This window comes from Cytobacillus sp. Hm23, assembly GCF_051842895.1.
Taxonomy (GTDB): Bacteria; Bacillota; Bacilli; order Bacillales; family SM2101; genus Nanhaiella.
On record NZ_JBPXRQ010000027.1, the window covers coordinates 50,887 to 69,210 of the forward strand.

Consider the following 18,324-nt stretch of genomic DNA (forward strand, 5'->3'; position numbering starts at 1 on the left):
CTGTTTATGGGTCAAATCTTCATATTTCTTGGTCAATTTCAACTGTTTATCGGTCTTTCTACAAAAATATACAATCAAAAATATAGGATTTATGAAATTATCGGCGAATTTATATTTATCAGAGGAGGCATGCAATTTATGGCAAGAAAAAAAGCACTATTATTACTTTTTGAAGGATATTGTGAATTCGAAATAGCGTCTGCCATTTCTATGTTAAAAAGCACTCATGAGTTACATACATTTGGACTTGAAAGAACTCCATGTAAATCAGAGGCTGGATTAACAACAGTTCCAGACTTCACTATTAAGGACATTAATATTAACAATTATGATGTACTCATCATTCCCGGGGGAGATTTAAAACCGATCGCTGAAGCACATGATTTATTTGAATGGGTCAATCATTTTGTAGCAAAAGGTAAGACGACAGCTGCTATATGCAGTGGTGTGTTTATTTTGGCAAAAGCGCAAGTTTTAAATCATAAACCTTATACTGTCACTTTATCAAAAGTACAAAGAGATTTTTTAGGTTGTTTTGATGAAGACTATTATCGCTATCAACCTACAGTTAGAGAAAATAATATCCTAACAGCACAAGGACATGCTTATGTAGATTTTGCAATTGAGCTGAAAAAAATGATTGGTGAAGTAAGTGCAGAAACAGTAGCATTTTATCAAGGTAAAGGAAACAAGCTAATGGAACAGGAGTTGTAAAATGACAAGATTGACTACATATTAGTCACTCTTGTTTATTTTACATATATAACTTTAAATGAGAAAAGGTGATATGAACTTTAGTTATATATCAACGCACAAACAGCTTTTGCTTACATTCATTAAGGAGATATCTTGCACAAGCTAAAAAAGTTTCAATTCTCTGCTTCTCAGACTTAAATAATGTCTCTTTTACACCTGTACGAATATTAATTGCTTCACGTATCATGTTATGCCATTCCTCAGAAATGTGCTGTAGAGCATATTCACCAGCCCCATGCTTCGAAATGATCTTATGTTCTTTTACTGTGTAGTATTGCCTCAATATGCCGAGAATGGACCACTCAATCTCTGTGTCAATCTCTTTAGTAGAAAGGTTCAATAAGTCATGAATAGAACCTTCAATTTTTTGTATACGAGGAGTCCAATAACTATTCATATTTTCCATTACATACGTGACAAGATCATCTTTTGACACTGTAAATTCCAGAGTTTGTATCTCAGGCCCTATGACAGTTAGACCATCAGATTTAGAAACAGACCAAGTAATTGGGTTAAAGTTGAAATAAGGACCAAACCTTAACTTCCCATTACTATAGTAAACATTATCTTTGTCATTTGAATCAAGCTTCCCTAGTTCCTCCCACTTTATATACACACCGTCCAATTCTGGATATTTATACTGATTTACAATTTTACTATGTAGTTCAGATAACAGCATCATTTCATCTTGTGAAAATGAACGATTTAAGACAGTTATAAAATCAATATCACTGGAATTGTTAACGTAAGCGTCTATTGCGATAGAACCATGGATATATAAGCCTTCAAGCATATTAGGAAATTGTTCATTAAAAAATGAAATGTAAGCATCTAAAACAGCTTGTACTTGTGTTGGAATCGACCTCATTCTTCCTCACCTTTCAGCCTTTATTTGTTACGATATACATGATATTTCTTATCTTTTACTTGAAAACCACACAGTGGCTTAATCAAATCCATGTAATCTTCACTACATGTCATTTGTTATTTTGATAAATCCCGAATGAATCCATTTAGACACAAAATAGTTGTAGATTGCATGAGCTAAAATTGGTGCCCATATATTTTCAGTCCATAAATAAATGACTGTAAATACTATACTTAGTGCAAAAACAACGATATTATAAATCACATTATTTTTGTATTGTGGTATATGAAGTAATGTAAAAATAATACTGATCAACAATATAGAGGTTGTAGCATCTAAATAAAGTAATAATAGTTCAAAAATTGCACCTCGAAATAAAAGCTCCTCCGAAATCCCTGCACTTAATGCAATAAACAAAGGTCCCCATCGCTCTTTTGTAAGTCGAATCAAACCTTCAGTATATTTATTTAATGGGATTGTAATCAAATCAATTTTGACTCCCAGATATATAAATATTAATGGAATGAATGCACCCGCTACTCCATATAAAAGAACTTTTAACGAAAAAGGAGAAGCAATATAAATTTGTGGAGTTAGCCAAATGTTAATGATAAATAATGCGACAACAAGATTTAAGCAAGCTGCTAATAGAGCAGGTAAAAGAAAGTTAGTATTTGAACCACCTTCACCCTTTTTTGCCATTGAATTGTCCTGTTTTCTACTTAACTTCTTTTTCGTAAGCTTAAAGAACAAGTCAAAACAAATCACTAGTAAAAATATTAAGAGTAAGAAAAAGTTCACCTCAGGAAAAAAGAATACGCATAATGTAGCTATAATAGGGATTAAGTACATTAAGATATCTAGTAACCCTAATACGAGGTTCTCTGTTTTTTCATATGTATTTTTAAAATTTGCTTTCTCGTTAACAAAGTTATAAAGAAACCAAATTGCTAGTAATAAATAAAAATACTTAATCGGTTTGTCTTCAATCATATAATTGAGCATAAAAATCGGTACAAATAAAAGAGGTAAGTATAGTTTAACAATTGCGATTATATGTTTCATTTTTTGTCCCTTCGTAGTTGTTTTAGATTACTTGAAGGTAAAAACTAAATCCATTTTTAATCTATTATTTTTAAATTGTCATTTATTCTCATATTACGGAATCTATCATACTATAATCTACATAACTTAACAATAAAGGTTATATCAGTAAAATATTACGTTATTGTAGTGACAGGCATTCAATACGTATAAGATGATCACAGACCTTTTACCATTTATGTACGACCCCACCTTTTTTGGTGGGGTCTACTTACTAGTGGGTCAACACTTTATTACTCTATTCCAAATTCATCTTTTAGCTCATTAACAACTTTCTTGGATTTTTCTTGCGTTGTTTTTTTAGTGATCTTTTTCTTAAGTAATTTGTCAGCTGACATTGGTCGTTTTAAGTGAGGAGACATGATCCATGCTGCTAGTTGCGCTTGTTTACGCCATGCAAGTTCCTCTTTCATTTCAAACCCCTTCACTATTAAGTTGAACTCAGTTAATGTTAATGACCAAAATTCATCGGGTTTAAGACATAGAAAGCCATAAGCAAATGTTTGCATCTCTTCCCAATCTAAACCCGTGCTTCGTTTTTTTCCAAACTTTCCTCCTGATCAAATTTTACATTTTTACCGAATAGTCCTGATTTATCAAGTGCTTGAAGGACAGGCTTCATAAGCTCCTCGAATGATGATTCTTCCTCTTGGATTTTTGTCGTCAATAGTTTGCCAACATAATCAAGTGTCATTCCTCTATCTTTACCATGCCTCATCCCAGCAAAGTAAAATATTTGAATCATGCGAAAGCCGATCTGATCTTCTTTTAACACTGCAACAATTCCTTTACCCATTTGTTCTTCTATTTCATACATCGCGTTAAAGTCATATTTTAATTGTTTCTTACTTTCACCAAATTGAACATCTACATATCTCATATATATTCCTCCAGTTGAAATTTTCAAAAAAAGTGTCACTTATACTCCATGTATAAGTGACAAATATTCAAATATCAAATTTTACTCTTTAAGACGCGATACAGCATTAATATCGCTTGTGACCGAGTACAAAAGTCATTGAGTCTCTCACCATTGGATATGCCTAAACTCTTTGCCCACTCAATGGCTTCTTGTACTTCTACTTCATATTGGCTAAGGGTATGTGAAGATGTACTTTTCTCTAGTTGATAATGCTCAACTAGACCTTTAACGATCGCCTTTGCACATAGTTGACGATATGCATCATCTTTTAGTAGTGAAGCTGCTTCTTTATTTGTCATGAATTCACATTCGCAAAGAATTGCATCCATCATAGTTTGTCTTAATACTGTGTAATTTGCTGTTTTTACCCCTCTGTTTTTACGACCTGTTAAGGTAACTAATTGTTTTTGGACTGTTTCAGCTAATATTCTCGCATTTTTAGGATTCGTTACATAAACAAATGTCTCAATTCCTGTAACGTCATTATATCCACCATGTCCAGCAGCATTAGCATGTATAGACACAAATACATCTGCATCCCAGTTATTCGCATACGATGTCCTATTCGTTAAGGTAACATCTTCACGCCCAGAAGAGTCATGAGTAAAACGCACTTCTATATCTTTATAATTCAGTAAAAGCTCCTTCGCATATTTTGCTACTGCACTATTAAACTCCCATTCGCGCATTGAGTTATCAGGAGTACGCTTGCCAGGCGTGTGATACCCATGACCAGCATCTAAAACCACTTTCATTTTTTCAACCTACCTTTTGTTACTTCTTCAATTGGTGCATCACTATTTAGTACTTTGATTACATCACGAACTTGTTGTGGAATTGGTACACCAAGCTTGCCTCCGTTTTCAGTAATACTAATAAACTCGATAATAATATAAGCGATCGTTACCCCATCGCCAATATAGCCAGTGCTAAATGCAATTTTTTCTAGTAAATACACAGCACTAATTAATAAAAGGACGTACATTTTTTTCAGTAGCCCTTTAAAACCAGTTGCGCTATTCAAATTTTTATTCATTAGACCCACTAGTAAGCCTGTAACATAATCAATAACCATCATTGCTAGAAGTATTGTGATTGCTAAACCAACTCCTCCTATCAAAAAAGAAATAAAAGAACCAATAGAAATGACAACTATTTTTGCCAACGATTCAATTCATCCCATACCAAACTCTCCTTTCTTAGAAAAACGTTTACTAAAGGGTTACTTCATTATCTCAGCATCTAGTTGGTGTAGTTCTTGTTTAACCTTTGAAATTAACGTCGGAATCTTATTTCCAAACGTTGCTTCAAGTTGAAAGCCACTAGGTTCATAGATTTCTGTCAACTCAGTAATTCTCGCATCCATCGTTACGCCCCAATCCTTGTTTTGGATCGTAACTATATCACCGAGATCATAGTCCTTTTCATACTGAAACGGACTATGTGTAAGGATTTGCCCTTCTAAAAATTGCTCTTGAGCCAATTCTAGAAGCTTTTGCTTCCCGCTCTCTTCTAACGCCTTTAAAATTTCATCTTCAGGAATAGGCAGATCATCATCGTCTTTCTCACGTATATTACGTGCATCAAAAAATGCTTCAAATCGCAGCAAATCGCTTGTATTACCTACTCCTACGATTTTTCGGCTAATACCTTCACCGTCCCCTCCTACATAGGCATAGTTTTTATAGCCCACATCACTATCAGTAAATTTAAGTGATTTTAGCGAATCAAACTCAAGGCTGAATATAACAGGTGGATTTTCATTTTGATTGACCGTAAGATTGCGCCCTTCAAATACATCAAAAAGCCATTTGTTATTTTGTAAATCAAGTCGTATATCCCAACCTAGATTTGTGGACATAGAAATAGCAGCCAGCTCTTCAGATAAATTTTTGAAGCGTGACTGCCATGTAATACTTTGCCCTCTATTCAGATTTCCAACTAATTCAAGTATTGATATAGCTCTATTCGAATCATCCGGATTAACAATATTCCTTTCCACATAATGCTTCATTATTGTTTCGGCATTACCACTTTTGTGGTCATATGATGTGTTGTTTGGTGGATGTGTAATTCGTTGGACGACAATTCCTTTCAGCTCTACCCCTTTAATGACCCATATTTCAGACTGTTTTCCATTATCATCAATGCCAATTTCACGGTGTTTGATGATCCCTACTTTGTGGAGATCAGAGCCTAACAAAATGAGATTCCCTTTAATTAGCTTGTCTGTATGTTGTTTGTGACGGTTGATGTGTAGCTCGAACTCGCCTATATTGTGAAATCTACGGGTGAAAATAAGGCTTTCAAAATCATCAATTTCAGCTAGTAATTGCATATCTGACGTTAATATTCGTATTGGCTTGATAAATATCACCCCATAAAAAATACGCCTGTTAGGCGTTTGATTCTACTTCATTTAGTTGTGCTTCAATAGCTTCTATCATCTGATTTTCACTAGCAGCAAACGGCAATTCATCTTTTGTAAATTGGAAAACCTTTTCATTTTCATCTACATCTGCCAATATTCTACGAGAGTGGTAATGTTCTTCAACTATTCTCGTAGGTCTACCTAACACTGGATTTTTATACTGAATGTCGCTCTTCTTAATAAAAATATTCATTATTCAGATTCCTCCTTGATTTCGCTTATTGTAGATATTTCATTTATGTTGATGGAATTTGTTTCACCCAACCAATTTTCCCCGACTTCACGCTCGACACCCTTAATGTGCCAATCTTGAACATTATCATCATTACGAGTACCAATCACTAGAGCTTTGTATGTTCCTGCTTTTTCACAAGTGATTTTTAGTTTGTCGCCTTCAACAAAACCAAATGCCCGACCAAAGTGTAAGTGAGGGTTTACCCAAACATCAACATTGATATTTAGGTATTCAAAATAATCGGGTAATTGTATTTCAACTGTTTGGTTGTCTTCAGTTGCTTCAATCGTATATCTATATAAGGTATCTCCCGTCGTTGGAGATTCTACAGCTCCATGCCTGAGCATGTGTGTATCTCTCTTTTCAGGGTGAGGATGAGGTATTTCAAAGTTCTTTGTCCCCGAAACTGTAAGATCTCCATAATGTTTCAGATTTAGATCTTCAATAAAACTTCCAATTACAACCTCATTTTCCCCTGCCCAACTCGTTGACCCTATTGAAATAGAATTGTATGCTTCTGTTATCGCATATGATCCTATAGCTAGGCCGTACCTTTCAGACGCTTTAGTACCTAATCCTAATGCCATAGAGTGATAGCCAGATTCCGCATCAGCTCCTAGTGCAATAGCTTGATAATCATTTGCACTAGCACTCTTGCCTATTGCTATGCCGTATTTACCTGAATTGTTTGTACTTTTCCCTATTGCTATACCACTTTCACCTGAATTGTTTGTACTTCTCCCTATTGCTATACCGCTATCGGATGAATTTTTTGCATTATATCCTATTCCAATACCATAATTACTTGAGTTATTTGCAAGGTAACCCATTGTCAAAGCATGAGCGCCTGAATTTTCACTTCTCCCTATTGCTATACCATAATTACCAAGATTAATTCCATGCCTTCCTATTACTATGCCATAGTTATTGTTATTGATTACATTAGTGCCAATTACTATGCCGTCATCAACTAAATTAGTTGCGCCACTGCCTATTTTTACATTTGTGCTGGTAAGCTTATCATTTATTGATTCAACTGATAGAATCAAATCGGACAAACCTTCATCATCAAAGTTTGGTAGAATATTACTTCCTGCCCACGGGCATATGTCTTCAATTCCTCTTTCATCTGTAACATCCTCAGGATTAATGTAGGTCTGACCACCGATTATTTTTACTTGAGCAAGTGATATTTCATAAACAATAGGATCACTCGTATCATCAATAATGAAATCCCTCTGCAAAACTGGAGCAACAGGGTTAGTTGATGCAACGCCTTTTCTAACAAAAGTACGCACGTGCCTTGCTTCAGTATTCAAATCAAGCCTCACAACAACTCTATCAATTCGATTTTTCCCTAGTGTTTCTGTGTCGTGTGTAAGAGCTAATAATGTTGTATTGTTGTAATACCTACCCTCAACAAAAGCAATACCATGTTCAACTTCAGTGATCATGTTTGCTCCATTTGCAGTAACAGCTAGTTCATTCCCTGCGCCCTTCATAACTCCAGTTGTAACTAAACTAGCAAAATAATCTATAAACTGTTGTGCGTTATATTCTCTATCAGGTAAACCATTTTGATCCTCGATTGGATCAAAAAAACTATATTTTTCTACCACATTCACACCCCCAAATATCTGTTTTTGTATTCTATATAAACCTCAGGTTTACCACCTTCAGTAATAAAATTGATTTTATTTTCTCCTACCTCTAAATCGAAGAATTTCGAGTTCAAATCCATGTATCCAGTTGCACTTGTTACAACCCCATCAGGTGCAATAATGTCTATCGTCTTATTCCCGAATGCAGTATTGATAACTAAGGTATAGCCTGCTGAAATGTTTCTATTTATTTTAATAAATTCTCCTGTGGTCTGATTAGTTATTTTAGGGTTAATCGATTCTCCACGAAATGTTATTTTGATTGGTGTAGGAACATGTCCTTCATTGACTAGTACCCTTGAATCTCCCCTTGTCGCAAATCGCACAGGAAAACTAAACGGAAATCGAAAGTTCGAAACAAAATCTTCCAGTTTAATATTTATCGGATTTATTTCTCTCCAATACGGATCAGGACACAAAAACTCGATCATTCCACGCTGATATTTCTTATGTCTATTTTCTATCCCATCAGGTAGTATCGGTGTTGATGTTGGTAGTGCTGATATTTCTCTGGTCGTTGATTCAGCTTCGTACCGTAATATACCTGGACCTAGTTTCGGATTTAAGACACCTGCAAGCCGTTGACGGTTATTTAATACTTCATCATAATCCGCCCCTTTTATTAGAAATTCAGCAGATATAAGACGATCAGTTAATAGCGCATCGGTAAATGTTGAGCCATCTTGAAATGGCGCTTTTTGTGTTTGCATTTCTGCTTCATTCCCACCTAAGCCTTCAATCGTTTCAAGCAAATAGGGTGTTTGTTGACCGATAGTAATTGCTTGTCCTTTGGAATTCATAAAAGTTATTTGTTCACTCAATTATTTCTCACCGCCATTCCATAGCTAATTGCCTAGAAGCTTGTAACGTTTTTCTTTTTACTTCACTAGGTGTCAATGGGCTTGGACTATTAATCGTTACATTTTGTGTGATCCCTCTTTGTAACCCATTCCTCAATGGCTGTTGAATGTCTGACGCCAAAATTGTACTAAATGTTGCAGCAGTATTTGGAATGGCAGCACTAGCTAACTGACCAGATACCTCTTTAACCTCGGTAATGGTCTTATCTAGACCAAGAACCATACCTTCACCCGTCCACTCACCGATTTGTGTCATCACCTTAGATGGTGAAGAAATACGCAAAATATCTTTAATTTTGTCTGTCACTCCATCCGCAATCTCTGTAACTTTATCCCATATACGTGAAGCAATAGAACTAATCCCCTTTAGAAAGCCTTCCATAATATCTGATCCTATTTCAAACAAATTAATACTCGTAAAAAATTCTAAAGCTTTGTTCCAAATTTCTTCAATCGATTGTTTAGCTAATGACATTTTCTCTCCAACAATATCCTTAAAGGAATTGAAGCTATCTTTAACAGCATCTACGATAGAACTGAAAATTGATGAAAAAAAGCTTTTTACTTTATTCCATAGTTCAACTGTAATGTCATGGATTGCTCCCCACGTATTAGCTAAAAAGTCACTGATCACCGTCAGACTATCTTTGAAATCTCTCGATAGCTTATTCCACCAATCTTGCAAAAAGGTAATAATTCCATTCCATAGATTCATTGTCATTTCCTTAATAGTATTCCAGGCATTTGATAAAAACTCACTAATGCTCGTTAGGCTATTAGAAAAGGTTGTTGATAAACTTTCCCACAAACCTACAAAGAAGTTAACGATGCCATTCCACAGATCAGCTGTAGTATTTTTTATCGAGTCCCATGCACTTTGCACGAAATTAGTAACATTAGCCAAGCTATTAGAAAAGGTAGAAGATATCGTATCCCATAATCCAGTTAAGACAGAGACAATCCCATCCCAAACTGCTTGTGTTGTATTCTTAATCGCATTCCATGTATTCGTAATAAAGCCACTGATTGCAGTAACAGCACTATTAAATAGGTTTTTTGCTTGTTCCCACCAGTTGCTGAAAAAGCTAGCTATCGCACCCCAAACTTCAATCGCATATGCTGCCACTGTATCCCAGTTTTGATAAAGTGCAACACCTATAGCAATTAATGCCGTTATTGCTAAAACTACACCCATGACAGGTAAAGAAATTCCACTTATGATAGGGGTTAACAACTGAATGAGACCTAGTAAACTATCAAAAGTTGTTATTAATGGTAGTACAGTAGTTACCACCTGTCCCATACTCGAAGAAACCGTTTCTAATCCTTCAAAAAAACCTTGTGCAACTGGACCAGCATTAGTAAAATTTTCTGACATACCGCTAATTTGTTCAGTTAGCGTCACAAAAGAATTTCCTATCTCTAATGCTGTACCAGTATGATCTTTTAATGCAGTAATTTTCTCTCCAAAGGTTAGTGCTTCTTCTCCAGATTGATTCATTGTTTCGGCATTCCCACTCATTGACTGTGTCATAGTTGCTATATTTGTTTGTAATTCCGTTAGGGGAGCAGCTATGGCACTTTCTAGAGATGCTCCAAAATCTTCAAACTGAACTTTTATATTTTCTACTTGTTCTTCAATTCCTGAAAAATCCATATTAATAACAATCCCACTATTTGAAGACAACATATCACCCTCTTTCTTTTTAAAACTTTGTTCCCATATCTACTGTAGATGCAATTGACACAAACAACAGCCATACAAGATGCCAATCTGCATTGAAGGAGATTTCAGCTAGACACTAAAACCTCTTTACAATGCTTTTTGACTAATGAAAATACTAGTTTGCTGATGCTGCTTGCAATGTACCAGTACCTTGCAATTCAAATGAATATGTTGCTTCACCATCATAAGGACCTTCTACTGATCGAGAAGTAACGAGGCATAAACCTTGTTCAATATTTCCTTCTCCCTCTTTCCATTGGACGAGTACTTTCTCTTTATTACGGATTGCATCTTTTAATGCTGTATAAGCTGCATCATCTGGAATATAAACACCATCTGCTGAAATTGTAAAACCATATAAGCCATACTCATATTCATAAGCACCGTTAGATCCTTTGTTTGTAATATCAACAGTTTCTGCAACCTCTTCAATTGTTGCTCCTCGTTGTCCACCGACTACAGTAAAAGTTGGTTCCCCTGCGGTACCTGTATTCGCTAAAATTACAATATCAATTCCTCTTAATGTCATTTGTAAATCTCTCCTTTAACATGTTTGTTTTTGAAACTAATTACAAAACCTATAAACAACAGCAAGATATAAAATATTTCTTTACAAATTCATCACCTCCTTAAAAAGAAAATGCCACCTATACCCAAAGGTTAAGTGACATTTTAATGATGTATATTTTTATTGTGTTCATTTTACAAACTAAATAGTTTATCTTGCATCTTTCCTGCGGTTTCTGCATTTCCTGCATGTTCTTTAAACAGATGTACTTACTACAAATGATTTTAATAGTTTATTTTACACTCTCAAATGTTCCTTGGCATGATTATAACTAGATTCATATTACTATTGCATTATTTCTGCGTTCTCTGCACTTCCTGCATTTTTTCATTGGGTTGTTGAACAATAAGTAAAAGTTATTGACATTCTGTTGAAAAAAATACAACCATTAGCTTAATAACGCAAATATTATTTCAACATTGATACCAAATATTAATTTTAACTTAGAATACGAAATTAAGACGCTTGAATCTATTCGTGAATAAAAAAAAATGAACAAGTATATTATGGCTTAAGCCAAGCTACACTTGTTCATCTTACGAAGATCCGTAATTTCAAAAGACGAGAATAAATTTGTGTATCATTCTCTAAAATCTTTGTTCTCATAATAACTAAATATTATTTACATATGCTTTTTACATAAGGAAAAATGATGTTATACAACGACACAATTATTCGTTAGAGATACTTCATCATCCATGTCCTTATAAATATGGTCTACGATTGAATCTCTTATATTGTATACATTTCTCTCACTAATTCCTAAATGTTTAGAAATTCCCACGATCGGCATGCCATCTAACAAACAGTATAGTACTGTACTCATTCGGTCATCCTTGATTGTTTCAGTATGCTTATTAATGATGCGAACTTTTCTCTCTAGCTTCTCAACCATTTTTTTATACCGGTCTTTTCTAATGACAAAGTTACCTACTTGATCTGAGTTTGTTTTTGCTTTTGGTATGCTAGCTTCTACTCCATATTGTGAAATTGATGGCGCCGGACAAATATTCATCTCTTTATACAATCTTAGCAGTTCCTTTTCCATCCAGTAATAATCCCTTAATGCAATTCTAATTTCTTGTTTATTCATGTTCTTTCTGCTCCTTCCTTTTACTATCTTTTTGTTTTATTGACCATCCGTAATGCTTTACACATCGAACAAATGGACATAGATTTTCTTTCCCCATCCATATACAACCTGTACAATGATGCTTATGAATAAGTTGAATTTTCACCAAACCACCTCGATCTACTATTAATAAAAAAGGACACCAAACATCGGATATGCAATCCAAAGTTTAGTGTCCTCCAGCTGACTGGTAGAACTTTATTGGTTTTTCTATTAATCTTTTAAAACTCTTCACCTTCATCAAACTTTACTCTTTTCACCTCGTTTTGATGAGTAATAATCTTTGTTTCACCGTGACTAGGTAATTGAGAGATCTTTGCTTTCCCGTTACTTACAATAACAACATAAGGTGTCTGTTGTTCATTTACATTAGTTTCAAACATTGAATCTGTTATATCTATTTCTTTCATTCGCATTTATTATCCCCACTACTAAAGGTGTAACGGGATTCACCTACCTTTCTAAAACAAATTGCCATATTGGCAAAAATATATTTCCTAAACTTATGAATAGGTCATATTTTTGTGATAATATTATATTAACTTACCTATAAGGAAATTGTCTACATCTTTTTTACCATTTAGGTAATTATACTTACTTACCGTAATGGTAAATGATAATATATAATCATAAATAACTTTAGAGGAGAATATACGATGAAGGTATTAGGGGAACGGATCAAATCGTTACGACTAAGTCAGGGTTATTCACAAAAGGAGGTCGCTCATGCGATTGGAGTATCGAATGTCCAGCTTTCACGTTATGAATCTGGAGATCGCAAGCCTGATGCAGAAACAATAAAGCACCTTGCTGATTTTTTCGAAGTATCAACGGATTATTTATTGGGACGAGCGGACACCCCTGCTTCGTTAGCTGTAGTAAAACAAGAAGATCATAAAGAAAGCTTATTTTTCTTTGACCAAGAGAATATTACAAGAGAGGAAGCCCAAGCATTAAATGATCACTTAAAATATTTAAGAGCAATCGCTCAAAAAGTAAATAAAAAAGATTAAGAGAACAAAGAACATTTCTGCACAGTCCATTTTATCTATTTCCACTAGCATATGATTGCAAAAAAGAACATATGTTTGTATAATTTGTGTAAGAGGTGAAATATGTGGAAGTAGGATATGAAGCAACCCTTTTAGAAACATGGGTATCTATTTGGTATAAAAAAATGAACATAAATCAACCAACAGATATCCTAGAAGAAACCATTTGTCAAAATAATAATATTTACTTTTTCCGAAGGCCTATACCGAGCTATTCGTATGAGAACGGCAAATTTAAATCCATTACGATAGATTCAAGAATAGATGCTTCACAGCAAAGGGAGCAGTTTTTTCACGAGCTCTGCCACATTATTCGACATTACGGCTGGCAGTTACAAATTATGCCTCCAGCATTTAGAGAATTGCAAGAGCGTGACGCACAACATTTTACTTTGTATGCGGCAATTCCTTACCATATGTTAATGTCATATAATTTTAAAAGCTCAACGATCATCGAAACACTTGTCGAAGACTTTAAGGTAAGCGAACAACTTTGTATAGAACGAGTTAAACGAATATATAGAAATTCATTAGCAACAACATAAACTCCTTTAGTGTAATTCTTTTATAACAGCGTCACTAAATTTACGCTTAAGATGTAGAAATAACGCGAGGATAAATATACTAAAAAAAGACCGAGAAATTTCTCGGCTAGCCTAGTTATACCACCTATAAATAAAACTAAGATTTAACCATTATTGTGAGTGTTAGTTATTAATAGGTTTATGTTATCTCCACTACGTATTCTTGTACTAGGCTTAACATGTTGTTTATTAACTGTTATTAAACCGTCTTTCATTCTTTTTACAATTTCGTTTCTACTAATATTACTTAAACGCTCAGCTAACACTTTATCTATTCGAAACTCACCAATAACTTGATTTATTGATATTTGAACACATTTTATCTCATTATCTACTAACGTTTTAAAACAGATAGGGGTATTAATTTCGTCATCAGTTGGTATAGCTTCATTCAACCTAATGTGGTCTGTATAGCTTTTATAAGCTTCAAGCTTTTTATTCCAAGTATGATTTTTTTCACACTTATAAATTGCGTATCGATAAATATTTTTTCCATTTGCATTATGCCGTCTAATTAATGTATCGAAAAAGCAAACGACTTTACCGCAATTTGAACAATAGCGTTGCTCCTGTATTACATCATCCATATTAATTAAATTCCACTTAAAGTGTTGTACGTTCATTTTCTTCACCTCTAATAAGATAAAGAAACGAAACATCTACTCGGATCTATTTGTAGCATCACCTATTCACTTAATTATTGCATATAAAAAAGTTCTCCCGTCAGCGAGAGAACTTAGAATATTGTATACTACACATATTCGTTCCGTTCCTTTGTAATGGGATAAAAAGACAGACTTCTCCAAAGGAAATATTTACATATTCCAAAGAAGTACTATCAAATTTGTTGATCCATTACAAAGTAAATGTAGGCATAAACAGAACCGCAACCCTTTCTCCAAGTAGATTTAACTTTATATTAACACACACATCCAAAATTACCAATTTATCCTTTTAATATTATCTGTTAGTACGTGAATATCATTATTAAAGAAAGGGTTTTACGAATCTAATGAAACAATTTTCTTTCCTAGGTTAGAAAAACCATCTGACAGTCTAGAAATACTCTGTTGCTGGGTAATAACTAAATCTTTAACATCACCAATACTATTTGTGTTCTTTTGAGTGATATTAGTGTTAACTTCAACTTTTGCACCTACCTCTTGCATCATCGCTTGAACACCCATTATAAATTCTTGCAAATGGGTAGTCTTATCATGAAAACTTTCCATGTAGGAATTTACATTGGAGGATATCATTCTTACATGATTCATCCCTTCTCGATTCTTCTTAATGGATTCCTGTGATCCAGTTATCGTATGGGATGCTTTATTAATTTTCTCACGAAATGCTAAAAGGTGTTCAGCAATTGATTCAGATGATTCTTTTGAAGACTCAGCGAGCTTTCTTACCTCTTCCGCAACAACAGAAAATCCCTTACCGTGTTCCCCCGCTCTAGCAGCTTCAATCGCTGCATTTAATGCTAATAAATTCGTTTGTTCTGCTATATCTGATATCGTACTCAAAGTATCTTCAATGATTTGTGTTGTATTTTTTACATCTTCCATTAAATCAACAGTTAGTTCTATGTCACAATTAAATTCTTCAAGATCTTTTTCTAAGTCTATGACTTTATTCACACTCTCTGTTGTTGCTTCTTTTGTAGATTCAACATATTCATTCATTTCTACAACTGATTTAGTTATATTTTCAATTTGTACATTTGTCGATTCCATTTCACTATACAATTCCTCAGTAAGGCTTGCTTGTTCTCCATAAGCAATTACCATACTTTCAATTGAAGACATCATTTCATCTGAACGTTGTCCTGCATCGTTTGTTTCAGTATTTAAATTTTCTTGATACTCTTTAACTGAAACAATTGAGGAATGGATATTAGCTAAAATGTGTGCAAGATTATCTTTAGATTTGATCGCTTCAGCTTTCTGCTCTTCATTTTCTTTCATTAATCTATTATTAAATCTCGTCTGTACAGCGTTTGCAACGAAAACAAAAAAGAATGACATTAAGATATAAGCTGTATCTTGTTGTGTAATCTCAGCTATAGATTGATTAAGATTTAATAACACAACTACGAAAGTGATGATAAAAACAACGATGTTTATATTTCTTTCTTGATAGATGCCCACCATAGTCATTAAAACAAATAAGAACATGATGTTTACAATATGAGGATCTAAGACAAGTAAAACGACCATGAAAGTGCCTGCTAGAATGATATTAAAGTATTTAAATATATTCGCATATTTCTTTAACCGGGAACGATTGGAAATAAAGTAGACAGGACCTAAAATTAAATATATAAATCCTAATAAAGGTAATACTACATTTAGCGGCACACCCATAAATATATTAAACATTTGAGTTAACGTAACCATTGCAGCAAAAATAATCATGACTAAGTTGTTTCTTTCATTCATTAATTTCATCTTACTTTCCATGCAAAAAACTACTTCCCTTCTTTGTTGATTAAACTGAAACTACATCTTTTATTTCGGTCATTTCCTTCCACCATTTAAATGTATGTTTATTTTCGTAAACAACTATTGCATCCATTATGGCAGGAATTACATCGGCTCCTTTATAGAAAAACATATCGCTTACTTGTTTAATTTCACACTTGTATACTTTATCAATATAGTGAAACACTTTTGGATCACATAAGGCAACAGCATGTGTGTACTTATATTTTTCTGCATATTGAACAGCTAGCCTAATCCCGCTCATTCCTAGCACTCCTCGATATTTAGGTAATACGGCATAACCATCAATTTCTAGTACTTTCATACCTTCAGTAATAACGTCTTTAAATATATCCCGAGTGAAATTACTCATGTATGTAGAAGGTGTAAACTCAACTGTCCCTCCTACCTCCCCATTATTCGCTATTAATAAAAATTTATCGGAGTGTTGATTACGCTCCATTTCAAATCCTTTTTCTTGCCAACAGCACTGCTTAATGTTGTTAAACAATTCTAATTGTGATGTACAATTTACAACTTTATACATTGCTTCGCCAACTTTCATCAGATTTATTTGAAATTTCTCTTTATCCTTACTTTATCGCCATGATTCTCAAATTTTTAATGATACTTTCAGTTTATTTCATAAAATTTTACAACTAGTCATTTTGTAACAATAATTTGAATTTTTTACCAATTATTGTGTTTTTTTATCCATTAAAAAATGAGGCTACTAGTGGTTCTAATTAAGGGATTCCTACAATAATTATGATCATAGTATTAAGTTGACATATTATGTTGTAATTCTTACAATTACAGTGAATTATTTGTGAAATATGGGATGGGACTTTTTACGATATTTCACATGTGATCGTACGTAAATAGTTCACATGCCTTCAACTGTTTGAAAATATATCCGTTCATTTAAGGGAACTTATTTTTAATTTACTTAAGGAAGTTCTTTTACATTGGCAGTTTTCATACTAAAAAATATACACGTATACAAATAGGTTACAGGGCACCTTTTCTTCTATAAGTGAGTAAAACGACTCTTCTATTTTAGGGACTATAGCAACAAAGTTTACGAAAAGAGCCTTTACATTTATAAACGGGAGGAGAAAGTAGATGGGAAAACAATTTAGAGAGTTAACTGAAGAACAAATACACTTCATACAAAATCAACACATCTTTTTCATTGCCACTGCTCCATCAGGTGATGGAAGAATTAATTTGTCACCAAAAGGTTATGATTCTTTAAAGGTCGTTAATAACCATACGCTTTCTTATGTGGATTTTGCGGGTAGTGGTAACGAAACTGCTAATCATTTACTTGATAATCCAAGGATTACATTTATGTGGTGTAGCTTTGAACAAAAGCCTCTCATTTTAAGAGCATATGGATACGGCAAAGTTATTAAAAAATATACCGATGAATATTTTACATGGATGGAAGATTATTATGCTCATATCCCACCTGAGTCAGCTAGACAAATTTTTGTCGTCGATATTGAATCTGTTCAAACTAGTTGTGGCTTTGCTATACCTTTAATGGAGTACGTAGACGATAGGGAAACATTAAGTGCTTGGACAAAAAATAAGACTTCTCAAGGAAAGTTAGACGAGTATATTAAAAAACATGAACCTCGTCTAGATGAAAAATACCCTTTGAATAAATAGAATACTAAAGCCATAAACCTTAAAATATCCGTATACATTAACACTTGTTCCAGCGATGAGGGTAGAGCACCTAATAGACATTAAAAGAAATAGATCCATACATTAAGTCAAATAAATTTTATGACATATAAAAAGGACTGTATTTCTGAACTGCACCCCAATTGTTAGACAAAACTAACAACGGGGGTGCAGTTTTTTATGACTAAATATTCTTTAGAAACTAAATTAACAGCTGTGAATGCTTACCTTAACGGTTCAGAATCTT

22 protein-coding genes are annotated in these 18,324 nt (G+C 33.9%); 4 read left to right on the plus strand and 18 right to left on the minus strand.

Annotation, left to right across the window (positions count from 1 at the left end; all coding sequences use genetic code 11):
• The first annotated feature begins 138 nt into the window (after window positions 1-138).
• Window positions 139-714 (plus strand): DJ-1/PfpI family protein, encoded by a 576-nt coding sequence (locus ACSVDA_RS16475; RefSeq protein ID WP_485884501.1) that lies wholly within the window; start codon window positions 139-141, stop codon window positions 712-714.
• Between the two features lie 91 nt (window positions 715-805).
• Here ACSVDA_RS16475 and ACSVDA_RS16480 read toward each other — a convergent pair whose 3' ends face one another.
• From ACSVDA_RS16480 to ACSVDA_RS16550, 15 genes are all read right to left on the minus strand, one after another.
• Window positions 806-1,624, minus strand: a complete 819-nt coding sequence (locus ACSVDA_RS16480) for an aminoglycoside adenylyltransferase domain-containing protein (protein WP_485884502.1) — start codon at window positions 1,622-1,624, stop codon at window positions 806-808.
• A 102-nt stretch (window positions 1,625-1,726) separates the two neighbouring features.
• Window positions 1,727-2,689: a CPBP family intramembrane glutamic endopeptidase gene (locus ACSVDA_RS16485; RefSeq protein WP_485884503.1), complete on the minus strand. Its 963-nt coding sequence runs from the start codon at window positions 2,687-2,689 to the stop codon at window positions 1,727-1,729.
• A gap of 272 nt (window positions 2,690-2,961) precedes the next feature.
• Window positions 2,962-3,237, minus strand: coding sequence for a phage tail assembly chaperone (locus tag ACSVDA_RS16490; protein WP_485884504.1), 276 nt, complete (start codon window positions 3,235-3,237; stop codon window positions 2,962-2,964).
• An 11-nt stretch (window positions 3,238-3,248) separates the two neighbouring features.
• Window positions 3,249-3,608, minus strand: a complete 360-nt coding sequence (locus ACSVDA_RS16495) for a hypothetical protein (protein WP_485884505.1) — start codon at window positions 3,606-3,608, stop codon at window positions 3,249-3,251.
• Between the two features lie 74 nt (window positions 3,609-3,682).
• A complete protein-coding gene (locus tag ACSVDA_RS16500) occupies window positions 3,683-4,405 on the minus strand; it encodes an N-acetylmuramoyl-L-alanine amidase (protein ID WP_485884506.1) in 723 nt (240 codons plus the stop codon).
• Window positions 4,402-4,815 carry a phage holin family protein gene (locus ACSVDA_RS16505; RefSeq protein ID WP_485884507.1) on the minus strand — a complete coding sequence of 138 codons (414 nt, stop codon included), beginning with the start codon at window positions 4,813-4,815 and terminating at the stop codon, window positions 4,402-4,404. The genes ACSVDA_RS16500 and ACSVDA_RS16505 overlap by 4 nt, the downstream gene beginning before the upstream one ends.
• 57 nt (window positions 4,816-4,872) lie before the next feature.
• Window positions 4,873-6,027: a siphovirus ReqiPepy6 Gp37-like family protein gene (locus tag ACSVDA_RS16510; RefSeq protein WP_485884508.1), complete on the minus strand. Its 1,155-nt coding sequence runs from the start codon at window positions 6,025-6,027 to the stop codon at window positions 4,873-4,875.
• Window positions 6,028-6,046: 19 nt separating this feature from the next.
• Window positions 6,047-6,274: a hypothetical protein gene (locus ACSVDA_RS16515; protein ID WP_485884509.1), complete on the minus strand. Its 228-nt coding sequence runs from the start codon at window positions 6,272-6,274 to the stop codon at window positions 6,047-6,049.
• Window positions 6,274-7,935, minus strand: a complete 1,662-nt coding sequence (locus ACSVDA_RS16520) for a hypothetical protein (protein WP_485884510.1) — start codon at window positions 7,933-7,935, stop codon at window positions 6,274-6,276. Before ACSVDA_RS16520 ends, ACSVDA_RS16515 begins: the two co-directional genes overlap by 1 nt.
• A 2-nt stretch (window positions 7,936-7,937) precedes the next feature.
• Window positions 7,938-8,798: a phage tail family protein gene (locus ACSVDA_RS16525; protein ID WP_485884511.1), complete on the minus strand. Its 861-nt coding sequence runs from the start codon at window positions 8,796-8,798 to the stop codon at window positions 7,938-7,940.
• 7 nt (window positions 8,799-8,805) lie between these two features.
• Complete coding sequence (locus ACSVDA_RS16530) at window positions 8,806-10,524, minus strand: phage tail protein (protein WP_485884512.1); 1,719 nt, start codon at window positions 10,522-10,524, stop codon at window positions 8,806-8,808.
• A 154-nt stretch (window positions 10,525-10,678) separates the two neighbouring features.
• A complete protein-coding gene (locus ACSVDA_RS16535; protein ID WP_485884513.1) occupies window positions 10,679-11,092 on the minus strand; it encodes a phage tail tube protein in 414 nt (137 codons plus the stop codon).
• A 694-nt stretch (window positions 11,093-11,786) separates the two neighbouring features.
• A complete protein-coding gene (locus ACSVDA_RS16540; RefSeq protein ID WP_485884514.1) occupies window positions 11,787-12,224 on the minus strand; it encodes a DNA-binding response regulator in 438 nt (145 codons plus the stop codon).
• Complete coding sequence (locus tag ACSVDA_RS16545; RefSeq protein ID WP_485884515.1) at window positions 12,217-12,429, minus strand: hypothetical protein; 213 nt, start codon at window positions 12,427-12,429, stop codon at window positions 12,217-12,219. The genes ACSVDA_RS16540 and ACSVDA_RS16545 overlap by 8 nt, the downstream gene beginning before the upstream one ends.
• A 55-nt stretch (window positions 12,430-12,484) precedes the next feature.
• Window positions 12,485-12,679: an XtrA/YqaO family protein gene (locus tag ACSVDA_RS16550; protein WP_320208923.1), complete on the minus strand. Its 195-nt coding sequence runs from the start codon at window positions 12,677-12,679 to the stop codon at window positions 12,485-12,487.
• A gap of 240 nt (window positions 12,680-12,919) precedes the next feature.
• Here ACSVDA_RS16550 and ACSVDA_RS16555 point away from each other — a divergent pair, with 240 nt between their 5' ends.
• Complete coding sequence (locus ACSVDA_RS16555; protein WP_485884516.1) at window positions 12,920-13,276, plus strand: helix-turn-helix domain-containing protein; 357 nt, start codon at window positions 12,920-12,922, stop codon at window positions 13,274-13,276.
• Between the two features lie 104 nt (window positions 13,277-13,380).
• On the plus strand, window positions 13,381-13,860 hold the full coding sequence (locus ACSVDA_RS16560; RefSeq protein WP_485884517.1) for an ImmA/IrrE family metallo-endopeptidase: 480 nt from the start codon (window positions 13,381-13,383) through the stop codon (window positions 13,858-13,860).
• A 143-nt stretch (window positions 13,861-14,003) separates the two neighbouring features.
• On the opposite strand, the gene ACSVDA_RS16565 is transcribed toward ACSVDA_RS16560, so the two are convergent.
• The 3 genes from ACSVDA_RS16565 to ACSVDA_RS16575 form a co-directional block, all read right to left on the minus strand.
• Complete coding sequence (locus tag ACSVDA_RS16565; RefSeq protein ID WP_485884518.1) at window positions 14,004-14,522, minus strand: S4 domain-containing protein; 519 nt, start codon at window positions 14,520-14,522, stop codon at window positions 14,004-14,006.
• Between the two features lie 378 nt (window positions 14,523-14,900).
• Window positions 14,901-16,349 (minus strand): methyl-accepting chemotaxis protein, encoded by a 1,449-nt coding sequence (locus ACSVDA_RS16570; RefSeq protein ID WP_485884519.1) that lies wholly within the window; start codon window positions 16,347-16,349, stop codon window positions 14,901-14,903.
• Between the two features lie 40 nt (window positions 16,350-16,389).
• A complete protein-coding gene (locus tag ACSVDA_RS16575; RefSeq protein ID WP_485884520.1) occupies window positions 16,390-16,947 on the minus strand; it encodes a GNAT family N-acetyltransferase in 558 nt (185 codons plus the stop codon).
• 560 nt (window positions 16,948-17,507) lie between these two features.
• Here ACSVDA_RS16575 and ACSVDA_RS16580 point away from each other — a divergent pair.
• Window positions 17,508-18,059 carry a pyridoxamine 5'-phosphate oxidase family protein gene (locus ACSVDA_RS16580; RefSeq protein ID WP_485884521.1) on the plus strand — a complete coding sequence of 184 codons (552 nt, stop codon included), beginning with the start codon at window positions 17,508-17,510 and terminating at the stop codon, window positions 18,057-18,059.
• Window positions 18,060-18,324 lie beyond the last annotated feature (265 nt).